This is a genomic window from Micromonospora sp. M51 (assembly GCF_018070305.1).
GTDB classification, from domain to species: Bacteria; Actinomycetota; Actinomycetes; order Mycobacteriales; family Micromonosporaceae; genus Micromonospora; species Micromonospora parva.
Genome location: NZ_JAGPXZ010000025.1, coordinates 1 through 18,457, shown reverse-complemented (window position 1 = coordinate 18,457; position 18,457 = coordinate 1). Strand labels below are relative to the sequence as shown.

Annotated in this window: 16 protein-coding genes and 1 pseudogene; 9 read left to right on the top strand and 8 right to left on the bottom strand. The window is 70.6% G+C overall.

All coding sequences use genetic code 11. The features are described from left to right. The 4 genes from KBX53_RS03015 to KBX53_RS03000 all read right to left on the bottom strand — a co-directional run. Positions 1–714 (bottom strand): GAF domain-containing protein (locus KBX53_RS03015; RefSeq protein WP_210857735.1); only part of this gene is annotated, 714 nt, incomplete at its 3' end. Positions 715–755: 41 nt separating this feature from the next. Beyond that, positions 756–1,808: a nitroreductase gene (locus KBX53_RS03010; RefSeq protein WP_247675021.1), complete on the bottom strand. Its 1,053-nt coding sequence runs from the start codon at positions 1,806–1,808 to the stop codon at positions 756–758. A 71-nt stretch (positions 1,809–1,879) separates the two neighbouring features. Then, positions 1,880–2,737 carry a universal stress protein gene (locus KBX53_RS03005; RefSeq protein ID WP_210857733.1) on the bottom strand — a complete coding sequence of 286 codons (858 nt, stop codon included), beginning with the start codon at positions 2,735–2,737 and terminating at the stop codon, positions 1,880–1,882. Between the two features lie 47 nt (positions 2,738–2,784). After that, on the bottom strand, positions 2,785–5,178 hold the full coding sequence (locus tag KBX53_RS03000) for a phosphoketolase (protein WP_210857732.1): 2,394 nt from the start codon (positions 5,176–5,178) through the stop codon (positions 2,785–2,787). A gap of 580 nt (positions 5,179–5,758) precedes the next feature. Between KBX53_RS03000 and KBX53_RS36975 the strand changes: the two are divergent. Together KBX53_RS36975 and KBX53_RS37255 are read left to right on the top strand one after the other, a co-directional pair. After that, positions 5,759–7,891: pseudogene (locus tag KBX53_RS36975) on the top strand (SGNH/GDSL hydrolase family protein); the annotation flags it as partial. After that, entirely contained in the window at positions 7,807–8,823 is a 1,017-nt protein-coding gene (locus KBX53_RS37255; protein ID WP_369009998.1) for a fibronectin type III domain-containing protein, read from the top strand. The pseudogene KBX53_RS36975 and the gene KBX53_RS37255, both read left to right, overlap by 85 nt. Positions 8,824–9,365: 542 nt before the next feature. On the opposite strand, the gene KBX53_RS02990 is transcribed toward KBX53_RS37255, so the two are convergent. Further along, positions 9,366–10,226: a universal stress protein gene (locus KBX53_RS02990; RefSeq protein ID WP_210857730.1), complete on the bottom strand. Its 861-nt coding sequence runs from the start codon at positions 10,224–10,226 to the stop codon at positions 9,366–9,368. Between the two features lie 148 nt (positions 10,227–10,374). On the opposite strand from KBX53_RS02990, the gene KBX53_RS02985 reads away from it, so the two are divergent. The 7 genes from KBX53_RS02985 (at position 10,375) to KBX53_RS02955 (ending at position 16,751) form a co-directional block, all read left to right on the top strand. Then, positions 10,375–10,611 (top strand): HTH domain-containing protein, encoded by a 237-nt coding sequence (locus KBX53_RS02985; RefSeq protein ID WP_030336062.1) that lies wholly within the window; start codon positions 10,375–10,377, stop codon positions 10,609–10,611. Then, on the top strand, positions 10,611–11,186 hold the full coding sequence (locus tag KBX53_RS02980) for a Clp protease N-terminal domain-containing protein (protein ID WP_210857729.1): 576 nt from the start codon (positions 10,611–10,613) through the stop codon (positions 11,184–11,186). The genes KBX53_RS02985 and KBX53_RS02980 overlap by 1 nt, the downstream gene beginning before the upstream one ends. 93 nt (positions 11,187–11,279) lie before the next feature. Then, complete coding sequence (locus KBX53_RS02975) at positions 11,280–12,284, top strand: diacylglycerol kinase family protein (protein WP_307857948.1); 1,005 nt, start codon at positions 11,280–11,282, stop codon at positions 12,282–12,284. Continuing rightward, on the top strand, positions 12,277–13,278 hold the full coding sequence (locus tag KBX53_RS02970) for a YihY/virulence factor BrkB family protein (protein ID WP_030336058.1): 1,002 nt from the start codon (positions 12,277–12,279) through the stop codon (positions 13,276–13,278). The genes KBX53_RS02975 and KBX53_RS02970 overlap by 8 nt, the downstream gene beginning before the upstream one ends. 70 nt (positions 13,279–13,348) lie before the next feature. Further along, positions 13,349–14,839, top strand: a complete 1,491-nt coding sequence (locus KBX53_RS02965) for a phosphatase PAP2 family protein (RefSeq protein ID WP_210857728.1) — start codon at positions 13,349–13,351, stop codon at positions 14,837–14,839. Positions 14,840–14,850: 11 nt separating this feature from the next. Further along, on the top strand, positions 14,851–15,660 hold the full coding sequence (locus tag KBX53_RS02960; protein WP_210857727.1) for an endonuclease/exonuclease/phosphatase family protein: 810 nt from the start codon (positions 14,851–14,853) through the stop codon (positions 15,658–15,660). Positions 15,661–15,725: 65 nt separating this feature from the next. Then, positions 15,726–16,751: a hypothetical protein gene (locus KBX53_RS02955; RefSeq protein ID WP_210857726.1), complete on the top strand. Its 1,026-nt coding sequence runs from the start codon at positions 15,726–15,728 to the stop codon at positions 16,749–16,751. A gap of 11 nt (positions 16,752–16,762) precedes the next feature. Here KBX53_RS02955 and KBX53_RS36805 read toward each other — a convergent pair whose 3' ends face one another. The 3 genes from KBX53_RS36805 to KBX53_RS02945 all read right to left on the bottom strand — a co-directional run. Continuing rightward, complete coding sequence (locus tag KBX53_RS36805; protein ID WP_256443305.1) at positions 16,763–16,891, bottom strand: hypothetical protein; 129 nt, start codon at positions 16,889–16,891, stop codon at positions 16,763–16,765. After that, positions 16,888–17,676, bottom strand: a complete 789-nt coding sequence (locus tag KBX53_RS02950; protein ID WP_210857725.1) for an alpha/beta fold hydrolase — start codon at positions 17,674–17,676, stop codon at positions 16,888–16,890. Before KBX53_RS02950 ends, KBX53_RS36805 begins: the two co-directional genes overlap by 4 nt. A gap of 83 nt (positions 17,677–17,759) precedes the next feature. Then, a partial coding sequence (locus tag KBX53_RS02945) for a TIGR03557 family F420-dependent LLM class oxidoreductase (RefSeq protein ID WP_210857724.1) occupies positions 17,760–18,457 on the bottom strand: 698 nt, incomplete at its 5' end.

The following is an 18,457-nucleotide window of genomic DNA, read 5'->3' as shown; positions in this document are numbered from 1 at the left end:
CGCCAACGCGTCGGTACGGCGGACCTCGCCGAGCAGCACCGTGGTGATCTCGGCGGTGGCGGCGAGCCAGCGTTGCCGCCGGTGCGCCACGGCGTACAGGCGGGCGTTCTCGATGGCCACGCCGGCGGCGGCGGCGAGCGCGACGACGATCTCCTCGTCGTCCTCGGTGAACTGCGCGCCGCCCTGCTTCTCCGCCAGGTAGAGGTTGCCGAAGACCTGGTCGCGGATGAGGACCGGCACCCCCAGGAAGCTGTGCATGGGCGGGTGGTTGGCCGGGAAGCCGTAGGAGCGGGGGTGCTGGGTGATGTCGGGCATCCGCAGCGGGCGGGGGTCGTCGATGAGCAGACCGAGCACGCCCCGCCCGTGCGGCAGGTCACCGATCCGCTCATGCTGCTCGGGGGTGATGCCGTGGACGATGAAGTCGTGCAGCAGCCGGTCCGGGCCGACCACGCCGAGCGCGCCGTACCGGGCGCCGACCAGCTCGCAGGCCGCCTGCACGATGCGTTGCAGGGTGGTACGCAGATCCAGGTTGGTGCCGATGCCGACCACCGCGTCCAGCAGGGCCCGCAGCCGCTCCCGGCTGGTCACCACCTCACCGACGCGGACCAGCATCTCCTGCAGCAGCTCGTCGAGACGGACCCGCGACAGCGGGCTCAGCCCGAGCGACGGTGTCGTGGACGGTTCCTGCCGGGGCGAGGGGGTGCTGCTGGTCATCGGGGGATGGTAGCGCTGGCGTCGCCCGTCGTCAGGGGCCGTCAGCGCACGGCCGAGGTGTCGACCACCTGGGCGGTGGTCAACCGTGGCGTGTGCGGCGGGCCGGACCGGGTCGGATCGGCGATGCCCAACCGCAGCACCAGGTACGGGAAGCCGATGCCGGAGAGCAGCTGACGCAGGGTCTGCCGGGTGCCCGGCACCTCCACCACCGCGCTGAGCGGCACCACCGACACGCCGAGCCGGGTGGCGGTCAACCAACCGGCGGAGAGCGCCTCGCCGGCGCGCAGCCAGCTGTCCCGTTCGTCCTCGTCGCCGTGCAGCATCGCGTACACCGCCATCTGGTCGTGCCCGGGACCCACCGGCAGGCTGCCGGGCCGACCGAAGTCACGCCCCGGGACGGTGGTCTGCGCGGGCTGCTCGGGCAGCACCTCCGCCGGCAGACCGGTGCCCGAGCCGGCCCGGCTGGTCCAGTACGCCAGCTCGGTACGCATCTCCGTGTCCTCGGCCTCGACAGTGTCGGCGTGCCCGGCGGTGGCGGCCAGCTCCAGCACCTGGTCGCGGTCGAGGATCTGCAACCGGCAGCCTTCCGCGCTGACCGCCCGGGTGATCTCCTGGATCGCCGTGGGCGGCACCGGCTCGTCGCTGACCGGCCGGCGATCGGTGTGCCGCACCTGCATGCACTGCACCATGCGCATGGCGTCCGGGTCGGCCGTGGTGTGGCTGAGGTCGGTCAGCCGGGCCAGCAGCTCGGTGTCGGCCGGGTCGGGCAGCCGTTCCACCACGGCGCGCCACCCCTCGGCGGCCAGCGCCAGTCGGGCGTGGTGCAGGGCGGTGCCGCAGCTGATGGCGAGCAGTCGCCCGTCGGGGTCGCTGGCGGCGAGCTGCCGGTCGGCGACGGAGCGCAGCTCCAACGCGTCGGGCAGCACCCGCCAGCGCCACGGCTGGGTGTTGTGCACCGAGGGGGCGTGGCCGGCGGTGGCGGCGGCCTCCGCCAGCGCGGTGGTCAGCTGGCCTTCCTGACTCATGGTCACGACCTTTCCGTCTCTGCTCATCGTGCCGCACGGCGCGCCGCCGCGCCGGGGTTGCCGCCTCATCCTGCGACACCCGGTGGTGTCTCCGCAGGGCCACAGGTCCCGTCCCCGCCGGGTCGTTACGCCCGCGGTGCTCAGCGTTCGCGGACCACCGCGACGGGGCAGCGGGCGTGTTGGATGAGCTGCTGGCTGACCGAGCCGAGCAGCATGCCGGCCAGCCCGCCCCGGCCCCGGCTACCGACCACCACCAGCAGTGCGTCCCGACTCGCCTCGATCAGCATCGCCGCCGGGCTGGTCGACACCAGGTCGACGGTCATCGGCAGCTCGGGGTAGGTCCGTCGCCACGGCTCCAGCGCCTCGTCCACGGCGGCCCGCTCGTCGGGCACCCCGGCCGCTCCGCCGGGGCCCGGTGTCCAGGCGTGCAGGACGCGCAACGGCACCTGCCGCTGCACCGCCCGCTCAGCCGCGAAGCCGAGCGCCACCAGCGAGGGTTCCGAGCCGTCCACGCCGACCGCCACCGGGCGGCTCGACGTGTCGGTGGCGGCGCTGCCGACCCCGTCGCGGACCACCACGACCGGGCAGTGGGCGTGCGCGGCGACGGACACCGCCGTCGACCCGACCAGCAGGCCGCCGAATCCGCCGTGGCCCCGGCTGCCGAGCACCAGCAGCCCGGCCTCGGCCGAGCGCTCCTGGAGCACCAGGGTGGGCGGCCCGTCGTACACCTCACCGGTGATCTTCAGCCCGGGGTTGGCCGCGGCGGCGTCCGCCGCGGCCTTGCGGACCAGCTCGTCGACCTGCCGGCGGGCGGTGTCGTCGGGCCACACGCCGGGCGCCACCCCCGGGCCGACCCAACTGGCCACCGTCAGCCATTCGAAGACGTACGCCAGCCGCACCGGCTGGCCGCTGTGCCGCGCCTCCTGCACGGCCCAGTTCAGGGCCAGCGAGGCGTCGGTGGAGCCGTCGTAGCCAACCAGGATCTCCGCGTCGCGCACGTCGTCCTCCTTCAGGGGGTGGTCGGGTCGGTTTCGCGGATCCAGCTTCAGGGGGTGGTCGGGTCGGTTTCGCGGATCCAGCGCCACTCGGCGACCTCGGGGTCGTCCTCGCCGTACCGGCGGGTGTAGTCGCGGGCCGCCTGCCGGGCGTCGACCATCCGTTGACGCAGGTGCGCGGCGCTGGCGGCCAGCCCGGGCACCCGGTCGATGACGTCGATGACCAGGTGGAAGCGGTCCAGGTCGTTGAGCATCACCATGTCGAACGGGGTGGTGGTGGTGCCCTCCTCCTTGTAACCGCGCACGTGCAGGTTCTCGTGGTTGATCCGCCGGTAGGTGAGGCGGTGGATCAGCCACGGGTAGCCGTGGTACGCGAAGATGATGGGCCGGTCCTCGGTGAAGATGGTGTCGAACTCTCTGTCGGTCAGACCGTGCGGATGCTCGGTGTCCGGCTGGAGCCGCATCAGGTCGACCACGTTGACCAGGCGCACCTTCAACTCCGGGAGGTGCTGGCGCAGCAGCTCGACGGCGGCCAGCGTCTCCAGGGTGGGCACGTCTCCGCAGCAGGCGAGCACCACGTCCGGTTCGGTGCCGCCGTCGTTGCTGGCCCACTCCCAGATGCCCAGGCCACGCCGCGTGTGCTGGATCGCCTCCGTCATCGTCAGCCAGTTCGGCGCGGCCTGCTTACCGGCCACCACCACGTTGATGTAGTGCCGGCTGCGCAGGCAGTGGTCCATCGTGGCGAGCAGCGTGTTCGCGTCCGGCGGGAGGTAGACCCGTACCACCTCGGCCTTCTTGTTGACGACGTGGTCGATGAAGCCCGGATCCTGGTGGGAGAAGCCGTTGTGGTCCTGCCGCCAGACGTGGCTGGACAGCAGGTAGTTCAGCGAGGCGATCGGCTGACGCCAGGGGATGGCCCGGGTCACCTTCAGCCACTTGGCGTGCTGGTTGAGCATCGAGTCGACGATGTGGATGAACGCCTCGTAGCTGGTGAACACGCCGTGCCGGCCGGTCAGCAGGTAACCCTCCAGCCAGCCCTGGCACAGGTGCTCGGAGAGCACCTCCATGACCCGCCCGTCGGGGGAGAGGTGCTCGTCGCCGGGCACCGTCGCGGCCACCCACGCCCGGTCGGTCACCTCGAAGGCGGCACCCAGCCGATTGGAGGCGACCTCGTCCGGGCCGAACAGTCGGAACGTCTCCGGGTTGGCGCTGATCACGTCGCGGATCCACGGACCGAGCACACCGGTCGCGCCGGCCATCGGCGTGCCCGGCTCGGGGACCTCCACGCCGTAGTTGCGGAAGTCCGGCAGGGTCAGGTCCCGCAGCACCACGCCGCCGTTGGTGACCGGGTTGGCGCTCATCCGCCGGTCACCGCGCGGCGGCAGCGTCCGCAGCTCGTCCACCGGCGCGCCGGTGGCGTCGAACAGCTCCTCCGGTCGGTAGCTGCGCAGCCACTGCTCCAGCTCGGCCAGGTGCGCCGGGTTGTCGCGTACGCCCGACAGCGGCACCTGGTGGGCACGGTAGGTGCCCTCCACCTGGATGCCGTCGACCTCGGCGGGACCGGTCCAGCCCTTCGGCGTCCGCAGGATGATCATCGGCCAGCGGGGGCGTTCGACGACGCCGCCGGAGCGGGCCCGCCGCTGGATCTCGGCGATCTCGTCCAGTGCCCGGTCCATCGTCGCGGCGAGCGTGCCATGCACCTGCGCCGGGTCGTCGCCGGCCACCACGTACGGCTGGTAGCCCGAGCCGCGCATCAGGTCGAGCAGGTCGGCCTCGGGGATCCGGGACAGTACGGTCGGGTTGGCGATCTTGTAGCCGTTGAGGTGCAGGATGGGCAGCACCGCCCCGTCGCGCGCCGGGTTGAGGAACACGTTGGAGAGCCAACTGCCGGCCAGTGGCCCGGTCTCCGCCTCACCGTCGCCAACGACGCAGGCCACCACGAGGTCCGGGTGGTCGAACGCGGCGCCGTAGGCGTGGCTCAGCGCGTACCCCAGCTCACCGCCCTCGTGGATCGAGCCCGGCACGTCCGCCGCCACATGGCTGGGGATGCCGCCGGGGAAGGAGAACTGGCGGAACAGCTTGGACATCCCGGCCTCGTCGCGCGCCACGTCGTGGTAGCGCTCCGACCAGGTGCCCTCCAGCCAGGTGTTGGCCACGATGGCCGGGCCGCCGTGGCCGGGGCCGGTGACCAGCATGGCGTTCAGGTCGCGGGCAACGATCACCCGGTTGAGGTGGGCGTAGATCAGGTTGAGGCCGGGGCTGGTGCCCCAGTGGCCGAGCAGTCGCGGCTTGATGTCGTCGACTGTCAACGGCTCCCGCAGCAGCGGGTTGTCCAGCAGGTAGATCTGCCCGACGGTGAGGTAGTTCGCGGCGCGCCAGTAGGCGTCCAGCCGACGCAGTTCGTCTTCGGTCAGAGGGCTGTGCAGGTCAACAGCGGAGTCCATGCTGCGTAAGCCTCTCGCGAAATCGGGGACGTCGCATCCGGTGTCCCGGGTTTTCCCGGCCACGTCCAGCTTCGTCGCCGCCGAGAGGATGGGGCAGGGCCGTTGGTCCCCGCTGGTGCGGACGTGTGTCCCGCCTGGCGCGGTGGAGGCGGTCCGCGAACGGCCCCACCTCCCCGCGCCGCCACCTCTTCCCTGACCGAGGGTAGTCGCGTCGGTGCGTCGACGGGGTCGGATCGGCGCTGCGTGAAGGCCGTCGGGGACGTGGTCCGCTCTGGCCGGACCCGTCGGTGGGCCCACCTCGGCTTGCGCTGCGTGGGGTGGCTGGGCCGGGGAGACCAATGACTGTGATCGATTCGAGACTTGTAGATCTATGAATTTTACACAAAGATCATCGATGTAAAGAACTGACGACCGACAACTGACGACGGACCATCGACGGTGTACGTCGAGGCGAGCGTCGGATCCCCTACTTGTCCCAGGTCAGGCAGCGGGTGGGCCTGGAAGTCCGGCGCCATGATCTGTCGGAGTCGACTTCCCGATTCCACCCTGCGCGCCATGATCGGACAGAGAGAAGTCCTCCATGTCTCATTCCCATAGTCGATCATGGCTGCACAAAAATAGGCGGCACGGCACCCGTCTCATGGCGTTCTTCCTTGCGTTGGTGCTGGTTGTGGCCGGCTCCACCAACGTTGGCGTGACCAAGGCCGCCGCCGTGCCCGAGGCGAACGCAGCGGCGCTGACGCCCGGAGCGCTGCCGTCGGCCTGCCTTGATGCTGACCCGAAGGCGCAGGCCCCGGCGATCGTGTGGGCGGAGCCGAAATTCGTGATGGGCAACATGTTCCTGGGTCTCGCGTCGGTGATTTCCTACATAATCACCTCGGAGAACGAGAAGGCGGACAAGGTCAAGGAGGCCGTTCGGCGGGTGGCGTACTGCTTCCCCGGCTACAACGTTGTGATCGCCCAGCCCCACAACGGCAGCACGCAACACATGACGGAGGCGTACTTCGTCACCACGATCGAATTGAGTGACACGAAGTATCGGGTGTACGTCTTCAAATCCGGCACCTTCTATCAGGCCGGTGACCTCGGCTACAAGAACTGGGGCTACGAGGGATACTGGACCAAGAGCGACGATGGACGGACCGTGACCTTCACGACGCCGCCGCTTCCCGAGCGGCGCTCGGGATGGTCTTCTGGTCCGCAGTGTGAGGTGACGACCCGCGACCGGGTGGATCGCAACATGTACTACAGTCTTTACAACGGGTTGAGCAACGACGCACAGGTCGGACACGTACGGGCACTGCTCAACGATGTGCGTACCTGCTTCCCGGACTACAACGTCATGGTGATGCACGACGAGCAATCCCACGAATGGTTGTCCCCGCCGACGTCGCAGGTGTTCGCGAGTGCGTTCAGCATGCAGGACTACGACGCGAAAGACTCGACCGAGGTTGGACGGCCATCCGGGGTAGCGAGTCGAGGCCGCTACGACGTTCACGTGTTCAAGACAGGCACGTTCCACAACATGGGCGACGGCGGCTGGAACAACTGGGCGTTCTACGGAAACTTCACCCGCAGCTCGGACGGCATGACGGTGGCGTTCACCGATCCGGCGACGGCCGACCTCACCTTCGACCCCATGGCCGGATTCGCCGATTCCAACTTCGATTCCGATACTCCGCAGCACACGTCGACCGCGAACGGACCGTACCCGGGATGCGGCTACACCGGGTCGGTGCCCGGCGACCGCGAGGAGCTCGTCCGGTCGCTGACCACCGAGTACCAGAAGTGCTTCCCTGACACGAACATCCTCGTCGTCAAGTCGGTCGACCAGTTCTCCTTTGGTTATCTCTCGAACTTGAAACACCTCGCGAACGTGAATGGCATGACCGTCTTCGCGCTCGACGTCGGCGTGGTGAGGAACAACGGCGACGGCGGCTGGATCAACTGGGGATTCAACGGCAACTACGAACGCGACGGTGACTCCACCGTCTACTTCACCCACCTCGACGGTCCTGATCCGACGGGCAGCGTCAGGGTGATGGTGGTGGGTGATTCGATGAGTCAGGGTGACGAGGGCGACTGGACCTGGCGTTACCGACTGTCGGAGTGGTTCAGGGAACAGGGCGTGGACGCCGAGTTCGTTGGCCCCTATAAGGGCACCGTGCCGGCCCGGGCACCCGGACGTAAACCGCCAACTCTGCAAGGGCAATTACCCGAGCCTGAGACTGAATCGACGCGTATCGGCGGCGAGTACGACAAGCGGGCGGAAACCTTCGACGACGACGAACACTTCGCGATGTGGGGCCAGCAGGCAGCGGTTGCCAAGAGCCTGATCCAGTACCAGGTGCAGCAGCAGAAGCCTGACCTGATCCTGCTCGGCCTGGGCTTCAACGATCTGGGCTGGTCGGTCACCAACCCCAAGGACACCGTGGACAGCATGAAAGTGTTGGTCGACAGAGCCCGCGACGCCAATCCCAACATCAAGCTCGCGATAGCCAACGTCCCGCAACGCACCCTGCTGGGCGGCAACGAACAACTACCCGACAAAACCAATGACTACAACTCTCGGCTGGCCCAGGCGATCCCGACCTGGAACACCAACCAGTCACCAGTGAAGCTAGTCAAGTGGCGCGAAAACTACGACTGCGAACCCACCAGCTGCCCCGCCGGCTACGACGGACTGCACCCCAACGCCACCGGCGAATACCAAATCGCCCGAGCATTCACCGAAACCCTGCACAACGACTTCGGATACGGCACCAAACCCCTCGACATCCCCACCACCATCCCGAAACGACCCACGCCCATACCCGACGGAATCACCGCCGGCGAAGGCCCTCAAGGCGTCACCGTCAACTGGCCCAAGGTCTTCGGCGCCCACGGATACACCGTCCGCTCCCGACTGGTCGGCACCACCACCTGGAACGAATCCCGCGTACAAGCCAACCGCCACGAAACCCTCTCCCCCAAAGACCTGACCTGGGAATACCAGGTCCGCACCGACAACGGCGACACCGACGACCAAAAATCCGACTGGTCACTCCCCCCACAAGGGCGACAGCCAACCCGACGGCACCCCCCGGACCCACCGGAATCATCACCCAACCCACCGCCACCGGCTTCACCATCACCTGGGGCGTACCCACCAACCCCGACGCCATCGAACGCTACGAAGTCCTCTACTGGGACCAGGACACCCCCAACGCCATCCTCTCCAGCACCGGCATCAAAGGCTTCTCCGCCCGCATCGACGGCCTCAAGCCCAACCACCGCTACATCATCGCCGTAGCCAGCTGGAACACCACCGGCTCCGGCCTCCCCAACAACGCACGCCCCATCAGAGTCGGCACCACAACCCCCACCGCACCCACCGGCCTACAGATCAACCCCCTCGACGCCAACACCGTCCAACTCACCTGGACCAAAAACGACACAGCCGCCGGCTACCGCGTCTGGACCCGCGACCTCACCAACGGCAGCCCCCTGACCCCAAGCGAACAAACATTCACCGAACCCACCCACGGCATCGCCTACCTAACCTCAGGCTTCTGGAACTACGAATACTGCGTCACCTCCATCAACGGCACCCTCGAATCAGCCCGAACCACCTGCATGACCCCCACACGACCAGCCGGCAGTTGACCGTCACACCTTGACCACAACCAAAAGCTGGGCCCCGGAACCGTCACCACGGCTCCGGGGCCCAGCCGGTTGAACGTCCTAGCCTCGGCCCTTCGTTAAGGGCTGTCCGGTGGGTGGGCCGGGAACGCGAAAGTGCCTTCTGATCTGGAACGATGGGACTTGTCGAGGGTCCTGATCGTCTGTCACGGAAGGCACTTTCAGAGTGCAGAGTGCCGGTACGCGTCCGAGGGTTGCAGTCTCTGGTGGCGGGCGCGGCAACCTCATCTTTGGCACGACGTTCAGCGCGAGTGATCAGATCATCAGCGACACCAGTTGGGGCGTCGGGTACCTGGTCTTCGGCGCCTCGAACTACGAATTCTGCGTCACCGCCGTCAACGGTGCGTTGGAAAGCGGAATGTCCAACTGCGTGACCCCCACGCGGCCGTAACAGTTGTGCTGTGGCGCGGTCAGGTGATCGCGCCACAGCCGTGGGACGACGAAGGCTTCGCCCCAGGTCAGCCACCGTTGAGGCGCGGAGCCCTCGCGGCCGGCGACGCCCCGGGTCAGGGTTGCTTGCGCCGCGCCAGGCGAGTGGTGGGCCCGGTCAGCGGCTTCTTCGCCAGGCCGCGGACGACGACCACCGGGGCGGGGGAGTGGTAGAGCAGGGACTGGGCGACCGCGCCCAGCATGGCCCGGCCCGGTTCGTCGCCGCGGGCGGCGACCAGTGCCACCTGCGCGTGGCGGGAGGTGTCGATCAGCACCTCGGCGGGGTCGCCGCGTACCACGCGACACTCGGTCGGCACGGTGTTGTCGCGGCCGGTGTGCCGGGCCAGTGCCTCGGTGAGCTGCTCGGCGACAGCGTCGGTGTCCTCGTCGTACTCCACCACCCGCAGGGCCAGCAGTCGGGCGTCGCGGCGGGCCGCGCACTCCACGGCCCACTGCAGGGCGAGGTGCGAGCTGGGCGAGCCGTCCACTCCCACCAGCACCGGGCCCTGCGGTGGCGGCTCACGCCGGACCACCAACAGGGGGCAGCCGGCCCGGGCGGCCAACTGCACGGCGGTCGTCTCGGCCGGAACGCACTGACCGCTGCCCGCCATGCCGCTGTCGCCGACGGCCAGCAGGAAGGCAGCCTCCGAGCGGCGCATGAGGGTGGGCAGCATGGCACTCTCGACGATCTCCCCGCGTACGGTCAGCCCCGGCTCGGTCTGGTGGGCGAGCTGGGCGGCGCGGGCGATCAGCTTTTCGGCCTGGTCGCGGGGTGCGGCGACGGTGTCCGCGTCGAACGCCGCGCGCCAGTCGAAGGTGTTCAGCAGGTGCAGTGGCCGGCCGTGGTCGGAGGCCTCCTGCGCGGCCTGTTCGACGACCGGAAGGTCGAGTTCCGACCCGAGGCCGACCAGCACCGCTGCGTCGGCGGGTGCGGCCATCCGATATCACCTCCCGGGCGTCGCGCCCGGCACGACCAAGCTGTCCCCTGACCGAGGGTAGTCGGACGATCGCCCTGGCGGATCGGCTTCGGCCACCTCTCGTCAACCAGAGTTGACACGGCGAGTGCTGTCAACGTATGTTGACAGCATGAGTCAGGCGACAGAACTCGCGGCGGCAGCCGGCAGCACCGACCCCCGGGTCGGGCTCCGCGCCGTCCGCGCGCTCCGCCGGCTGCTCGAGCGGCTCGAGGTGGTCCAGGTGGACAACGCCCGACGACAGGGCTGGTCCTGGCAGGAGATCGCCGACACGCTCGAGGTCAGCCGACAGGCAGTGCACAAGAAGCACGCCGGGCGACCGGCGGTCAACTCATCCTGGGAGGCGTGATGTTCGAACGGTTCACCGACCGGGCGCGCGACGTGGTGCGGCGGGCTCTGGAGGAGGCACGGGCCGAGGGTCAACGGCCGGTCGGCACCGAGCACCTGCTGCTCGCCCTGCTCGCCGACGACGCCGGGCTGGCCAGCCGGGTGCTCGCCGACGCCGGGGTGCGCGCCGACGACCTGCGCGAACGCGTCCGCCAGCACACCGCCAGCGGCGTCGGCCTCGGCGACGCGGACGCGGCGGCCCTGCGGGAGATCGGCATCGACCTGGCCGCGATCGTGGCCCGCATCGAGCAGTCCTTCGGCCCGGACGCACTGCGGGAGGCGGTGCCGGCGCCACGCCGCCGCTGGGGGCGTAAGCGCTACCTCGGCGGCCCGTTCTCGCCCCGCTCGAAGAAGGTGCTGGAGCTGTCCCTGCGGGAGGCCCTGCGCCTGCGCCACCGCCACATCGGCACCGAGCACATCTTGCTCGGGGTGCTGCGGGAGGGCAACGGGCTGGGCGCGCTGGTGCTCACCGAGTCCGGGGTCGACCTCGACGATCTGCGCCGGCGGGTGGAGCTCGCGCTGCGGGCGGCGGCCTGACGGGTGGAGCCATCTTGAAACCTGTCTGTGGCACTTCCGACGCGGGCCGGTCGCCGGGTCGCTGAAGCCGTCCGCGTGTTGCACACTGGCGCCGTGGATGCTGGACAGGACAGACGGCCCTCAGGCGGCGACGGCGGGCTGCGCTCCGCCGTGGTGGTCAACCCGGTGAAGGTCGACGATCTCGACGAGCTGCGACGCACCGTCGACGACGCCCTGGCCGCCGCCGGCTGGCCAGCGCCGCAGTGGTACGAGACGACAGTCGACGACCCGGGCCGCGGCCAGACCGAGCAGGCCGTCAAGGCCGGCGTCGACCTGGTCTTCGCTTGCGGCGGTGACGGCACCGTGATGTCCTGCGTCAGCGCGCTCGTCGGCACCGACGTGGCCCTCGCCGTGCTGCCGCAGGGCACCGGCAACCTGCTCGCCGCCAACCTGGGGCTCTCCACCGACCTGGCCGCCGGGTTGGAGGTCGCTGTCGAACGCGGCCGACGGCTGCTCGACGTCGGCGCGGTCGAGGATCAGTACTTCACAGTGATGGCCGGCATGGGCTTCGACGCCCAGATGCTCGAAGCCACCAACGAGACCACCAAGGCCCGCATCGGCTGGCCGGCGTACGTGATGGGCGCGGCCCGGCACCTGCGCGACCGGCCGATGCGGGTGCAGATCCGCATCGACGACCGCCCGCCGCTGCGCCGCCGGGCCCGCTCGGTCCTGATCGCCAACGTCGGCCGCCTGCAGGGCGGGGTTCGCCTGCTCACCGAGGCCGAGCCGGACGACGGCTGGCTCGACGTCGCCGTGCTCACCCCGCGCAGCCTGCGGCACTGGCTCGCGCTCGGTTGGGCGGTGGTCCGTCGCAGCGGCCGGGTGCCACAGATGGAGGTGTTCCGGGGCCGGCGTGTGGTGGTCACCAGCAACCGGGCACAGCCCCGGGAGCTGGACGGCGACCTCATCACACCGGGCCGGCAACTGCACGCCGAGGTTCGCCCGCAGGCGCTCTGGCTCTGCGTCCCCCAGCCCGAGGACGCCCCCGACCTGGCCGTCGACGCGCAGGGCGCCGGAGAGCGGGGCGAGCAGCTGATCGAGGAAGCGCGTCGTGAGTAGCACCCGCATCGTGCCGGAGACCCGGCTGATGGCCGACGAGGAGCTGTCCGCCGACGACGCCTGGCACACGCTGCGTCGCGAGGGCGGCTGGCACCTGCTGCGGGACGCCTTCATCCGCTTCCGTTACGGCGACGGGTTCAGCCACTCCCGGGCCTTCGCGCTGCAGCTGTGCCTCGCCGTGGTGCCCTTCCTGATCGCCCTCACCGGCCTGATCAGCGAGCTGGGTGTCCAGGAGGGCGGCCAGGTTGTCGCCGACACCGTCCTGGCGGTCACCCCCGGCCAGAGCGCGCAGATGGTCGGCGAGCTGCTCGGCGAGGGCGAAAGGGTGGAGGATGCCGGGGAGCTGGCACTCACCCTCGGTCTGCTCACCGGCCTGTTCGCGCTGACCACCACGATGGCCCAGATCGAGCGGGGCGCCAACCGCATCTACGGGGTCGAACGGGACCGCCCGGCGCTGCGGAAATATGTCCGCGCCGCCGTGCTGGCCGTCACCGCCGGTCTGCCCGCGCTCGCCGGCTTCCTGATCCTGGTCGGCGGCGGCGCGATTGGCGACTCGGTACGGGAGCACTACGAGTGGGGTGAGGTCGCCAACGGCATCTGGAACGTGGTCCGCTTCCCGCTGAGCCTCGCGTTGACCGTCCTCGCCGTTGCCGTGCTGTTCCGGCAGGCGCCACGCCGCAACCAGCCCGGCCTCTCCTGGCTGTTCTTCGGCGCCGGGATCGCCACGGCCCTGTGGTGGCTGGCCAGCCTGCTGCTCGCCGCGTACGTGCGGTTCAGTGACGATTTCGGGCAGACCTACGGTGCGTTGACCGGCATGATGGCGCTGCTGCTCTGGGCGAACCTGACCGGGATGGCCCTCTTCGGTGGGCTGGCCTTCGCCGCCCAACTGGAGGCGCTGCGCATCGGTGTGCGGGAGCCCGCCCAACCGGACCTGTGGGAGCCCGACCCGGACCGCGCCGAGCTGTACGACACCGGGGACATGTCGGCCCTCTAGCGGCACCGGCGTGTACAACGGACGCGGATCGGGTAAAGCGCCTCGCCAGAGCCGACAAGGGAGGTGCGGGGTGACCGCGGTCAAAGAGGTGGCGCGCCGTCCGATCGGTCATTTCGCCGAACGGAGCATTGCCGGCCTGGTGGCCGTCACCGGTGCGGGCGTGGCCTTCGGGCTGCTGTTGTTGCTCGTCCGGGTGCGGTGGAGCCCACTGCAGGACGCCGACCACGCGCTCGCCGAGTGGTTCAACGGGCTCGTCGCCCCGCACCACGCGCTGGTCACCGTGCTCCAGGCGGTGACCGACCTGGGCGGCCGGCCGATCCTCATCTGGCTGGTCACCATCGCCGTGGTCGGGCTGCTGATCCGGCGGCAACCCCGGCTCGCCGTCTACCTGATCATCACGGGGGTCGGTGGCCTGATCCTCGACCCGTCGCTGAAGACGCTCGTCGGCCGGCTCCGTCCGGTGGTGGACGTGCCGATCGCCAGCGCGCCCGGCAACAGCTTCCCGAGCGGGCACGCGCTCGGCTCGTTCGTCGCGTACGGAGCGCTGCTGCTGGTGTTCCTGCCCGCGATGGCGCCCCGCTGGCGCAAGCCGGCCATCGTCGGCGTCGGTGTGCTGGTGGTGCTGGTCGGCCTGACCCGGATCGCGCTGGGCGTGCACTTCGTCTCCGACGTGCTGGGCGCCTGGCTGCTCGGGGCCGCCTGGCTGGGCGTCACCGCGTACGCCTTCCGGCTGTGGCGGCGCGAGCGCGGCCGGCCGGTGCCGCCGTTGACCGAGGGCCTGGAGCCGGAGGCGGGGCACGACATCGCCCCCGCCCCCGCCGAGGAACACGTGTTGGCCCATCCCCGCTCTGCGGTGGCCGAGCTGCTGGTCGGCTGGGTGATCGTGTTCGGGGCGCTGTACGCCTTCGGCACGTACGTCAGCTACCACGCCAAGGGCACCTTCTTCGACACCCTGGACACCGAGGTGCCGCAGTGGTTCGCCGAGCGGCACACCGAGGCGCTGACCGAGGTCAGCTGGTGGTGGAGCAAGTTCGGTGACACCCACGCCATCCTGCTGATCTCGCTGGTGTTCTGCCCGCTGGTGCTGGCGGTGTGGCGGCGCTGGCGTCCGGTGCTCTTCGTGGCGCTGGCGATGGTGGGTGAGCTGACCCTCTTCCTGGCGTCGGCGCACGTCGTCGACCGGCCGCGTCCGCCGGTGGAGAACCTGGACGGGCAGATGCCCACCTCGTCGTTCCCGTCCGGGCACATCGCGGCCACGATCTGCATCTGGCTGGCGATCACCCTCATCGTCTTCCCGCGTACCGACCGGTGGTGGCGGTGGCTCTTCGTGGCGCTGGCCGTGATCATGCCGGTCGGGGTGGCCACCTCCCGGATGTACCGGGGGATGCACCACCCGACCGACTTCATGGGCGCGATCCTGCTCTCCGCGCTCTGGATCGGGTTGCTCTACCTGGTGGTCCGCCCCAACGAGGACCTGAAGGAAGGCAACCAGCCGGCCATCGAGTCGGAGGACGTGGACACTCTCGACGACGAGCTGGCGCGGGCCGGCCGAGCCGACTAGGTGTTGCCGTCGTGCTGCGGGTGATGACCTGGAACATCCGCACCGGCGGTCGGGATCGCGGCGGCCCCGACCGGCTGGATCAGGTGGTCCAGGTCATCAACGAGCAGGCACCGGACGTGCTGGCCCTGCAGGAGCTGCGCGGCTTCGACCGGGACGGGTTGCTGGCCACCGTGGCGGGCCGGGTGGGGATGACGCCCCACCTGGCCCGGTCCTGCTTCGGGCAGCCGGTGGCGGTGCTGGTCCGGCCGCCGTACCGGGTCGTCGACGCCGGGTCGGTGCGCCGCCCGTTCCACCACGCCGCCGCCCGCGTCGTGGTGGCCACGTCCGCCGGCCCGTTCACCGTGCTCGGCACCCACCTCTACCCGTACTCGGGGGGTCGACGGCGGATGGAGGTCGACTGGTTGGTCGCGGCGATGCGCCGCAACGAGGGGCCGCTGGCGCTGGTCACCGGTGACCTCAACGCGCTCGACCCGACAGCCGACCACACCGCCCGGTTGGCCGGCATGCCCACGCTCTACCGGCGGCGGCACCTGCGTCGCTCCGGCGGTGCGGTGGACACCCGCGCGATCGCCCGGCTGCTCGCCGCCGGCCTCGTCGACCTCTGGCCGGCGGGCAACGTCGACGCACCGGAGGCCGACGGCCTCACCGTGCCCACCCGGCTGGGCGGGGCCGAGTTCGCCGGGATGCGGCTGGACTACCTGCTCGGCAGCACCGCTGTGGCGCAACGGCTGCACGACTGTCGGGTGGTCCGCGACGATGCGACGGCCACCGCCTCCGACCACTATCCGCTGCTCGCCACAGTGGAGCTGTCCGCCGGCTGACCGGCCGTCCGCCGCCTCGCGCGGCCCGCCCCCACGGTGTGGCGCGGGCCGATTACCGTGCCACCGTGACCGACCGCCACCCCCTGCGCCCGCCGCTGCCCGGTCCGTCGGTCGAGCACCGGGCCGCGCCGACGATGGCGCATCCGGCCGGCGACCCGCTGGTCTCGGCAACGGCGCAGCCGGCCGCCGTCGCGCTTCCGCTCGTCGCGGCCGTCGCGCGCGGTGTGGCGCTGGTCGTGGTGCTGCCCGTACGCCTGCTCTGGGAGCTGATCGCGGCTGCCGGCCGGCTGCTGCACCGGCTGTTCTGGCCCCCGCTGGCCTGGTGTGCCCGGCACCTGGTGTGGCTGCCGCTGGTCTGGGTGGGCCGTGGTCTGGCGTGGGTGGCCCGCACTGTGGTGTGGCTGCCGCTGGCCTGGTGTGCCCGGCACCTGGTGTGGCTGCCGCTGGTGTGGGTAGGGCGTGCGCTGGCGTGGGTGGCCCGCACTCTGGTGTGGTTGCCGCTGGTCTGGCTGGCGTCCGCACTCGCGTGGGTGGCCCGCACGGTGATCTGGATCCCGTTGGTCTGGTTGGCCCGTCGAGGGTTGCGTCCGCCACTGGTCGCGCTCGGGCGTGGTCTGGCGTGGCTCGCCGAGCGCCTGGTCCTGCGGCCGCTGAGCTGGTTGGGCGCGGCACTCACCCCCGTCGGACGGCTGCTGCGGCGTGCCGTCGGCGCGCTCGACAGGGCGCTGAGTGCCGCGTTCGTCGGGCTCCTGCGCGGGCTCTGGTGGCTCGTCGCGGGGTCAGGTCGGCTGGTCGTCGCCGCGGTGCTCGGCGCGTGGCGGACGGCCGGCTGGCTGCTGCGACAGCTCTACCGGCTGGTGTTGCGCCCACTCGGGACAGGGCTGCGCTGGCTGTGGCGGCACACAGTGCGCCCGCTGCTGCGCGGCCTCCGGTGGGTCTGGTCGGTGACGGTCGTGCCGGTGGTGCGGGGCCTCAGGGCGGTGTGGCGAGCCACCGTCGCGCCGGTGGCCCGCTGGGTCCGCCATTCGGTGCTCGACCCGGCCCGGCTGGGCGCCCGGGAGGTGCTCACCGCCCTGGGCCTGCGCCGTTGAGGGGTGCGGCCTCAGAGCACCAGGTTCAGCAGGACGGTCAGCACCACCGATGCGACGATCGAGAAGAGGATCATCAGGAGGCAGCCGAGGCCACCGCCGAGCGGGCGGATCTCCGTGTTGCCGAAACGCATGATGGTCACCTGTCCGTGGATGTGGGTCGTGGGGCGAGCAGGTGGCGGATCGCGTCCGCGACCGCCGTCGGCGCGGTCGTGACCACGTTGTGCGCGGCACCGGGTACGACCACCACTGTCGCCGCCGGCACCAGTCGGGTGGCCTTGTTCCGCCACAGGTGTGGCACGACCGGGTCGCGGTCGCCGGTGACGACGACAGTCGGCACGCCGACCTGGACGAGGTCGGCCTCGATGGCGTTACGCACCGAGTGCGACAGCGTCGCAAGGACCCGCCAGGGCCGGGCGTTCCAGACGTCCCGCACCAGGATCGGGGCCTGCAGCGGCGCCTCGCGCGGGATGTCCACCAGCCAACGACCGAACTGGGCCCGTCGGGACCGGGCCGCCGGGTCACTCGTCGGACCGGCCAGCACCAGCGCGCGTACCGCGTCGGGGTGGGTAGCGGCGAGCGCGGCGGCGACCTCCGCGCCGAACGAGTGCCCCAGCAGGCAGACCGGCGGCAACTGGTACGCGGCCAGCCAGGCGGCGAGATGCTCGGCGTGCCGGCGGACGTCGTACGCGCCCCGGGGGTGCGCGGAGAGCCCGAAGCCGGGCAGGTCCGGCACGTACACCTGATGGGTGCTGGAGAGCGCGACGGCCAGCGGGGTGAGATACCGGTGCGAGACCGCCAGGCCGTGCACGAGCACCACGGGCGGTGCCCCGTTCACCGGGTCGGCGCTGCGGCGGGTGTGGGTGCGCAGCCCGTCGACGAGCCGCCACTCGCTGGTCAGTCCGCCAGCCGGCCGGGGCGCTGCCATGGCGAGCCGCAAGTCGGCCGGCCCGAACCGGCCGACGGAGGTGCGGTGGGGCGACCCGGTCGGCCGGTCGACGACGTCTCGGTTCACAGCTCGCGCAACCGGGGCAGCAGTTGCTCCTGCGCCCAGTCCAGGAACATCGGCTGGGTCTCCCCGCCGACCTGGATGATCGCCACGTGGGTGAAGCCGGCGTCGACGAACTTGGCGAACGCCTCGACGTGCGCGTCCACGTCCGGACCGCAGGAGATGCCCTCGGCGACGTCCTCCTCGCGCACGAACTGGGTGGCGGCGGCGAAGGAGTCCGGGTTGGGCAGGTCGGCGTTGACCTTCCAACCCATCCCGAACCAGCGGAACTGGTCGTGCACGATCTTGCGGCACTCGGCCTCGTCGGGGCCGTAGCAGATGGCCACCTGGCCGTAGCGGGGCTGGCCGGCGCCCCCGGCGTCGTCGTACATCTCGATGATGTGCCGGTCGGGTTCGGTGGAGATGATGCCGTTGCCGTACTCGGCGGCCAGTGTCGCGGACTGTCGACCGGACGCGGCGACGGCCATCGGCACCGGCCGTTCCGGGCGGTCCCAGACGTAGGCGTCGGGCACGTCGAAGTGGTTGCCGGAGAAGGTCAGCGTCTCCCCGTTGAGCAACGGACGGATGATCTGCAACGCCTCCTCGAACATCTCGTGCCGCTGCTGGACGTGCGGCCAGCCGCCCACCACGTGCTCGTTCAGGTTCTCCCCGGCACCCAGGCCGAGGGTGAACCGGCCGTCCGAGAGCGCCCCGACCGTGC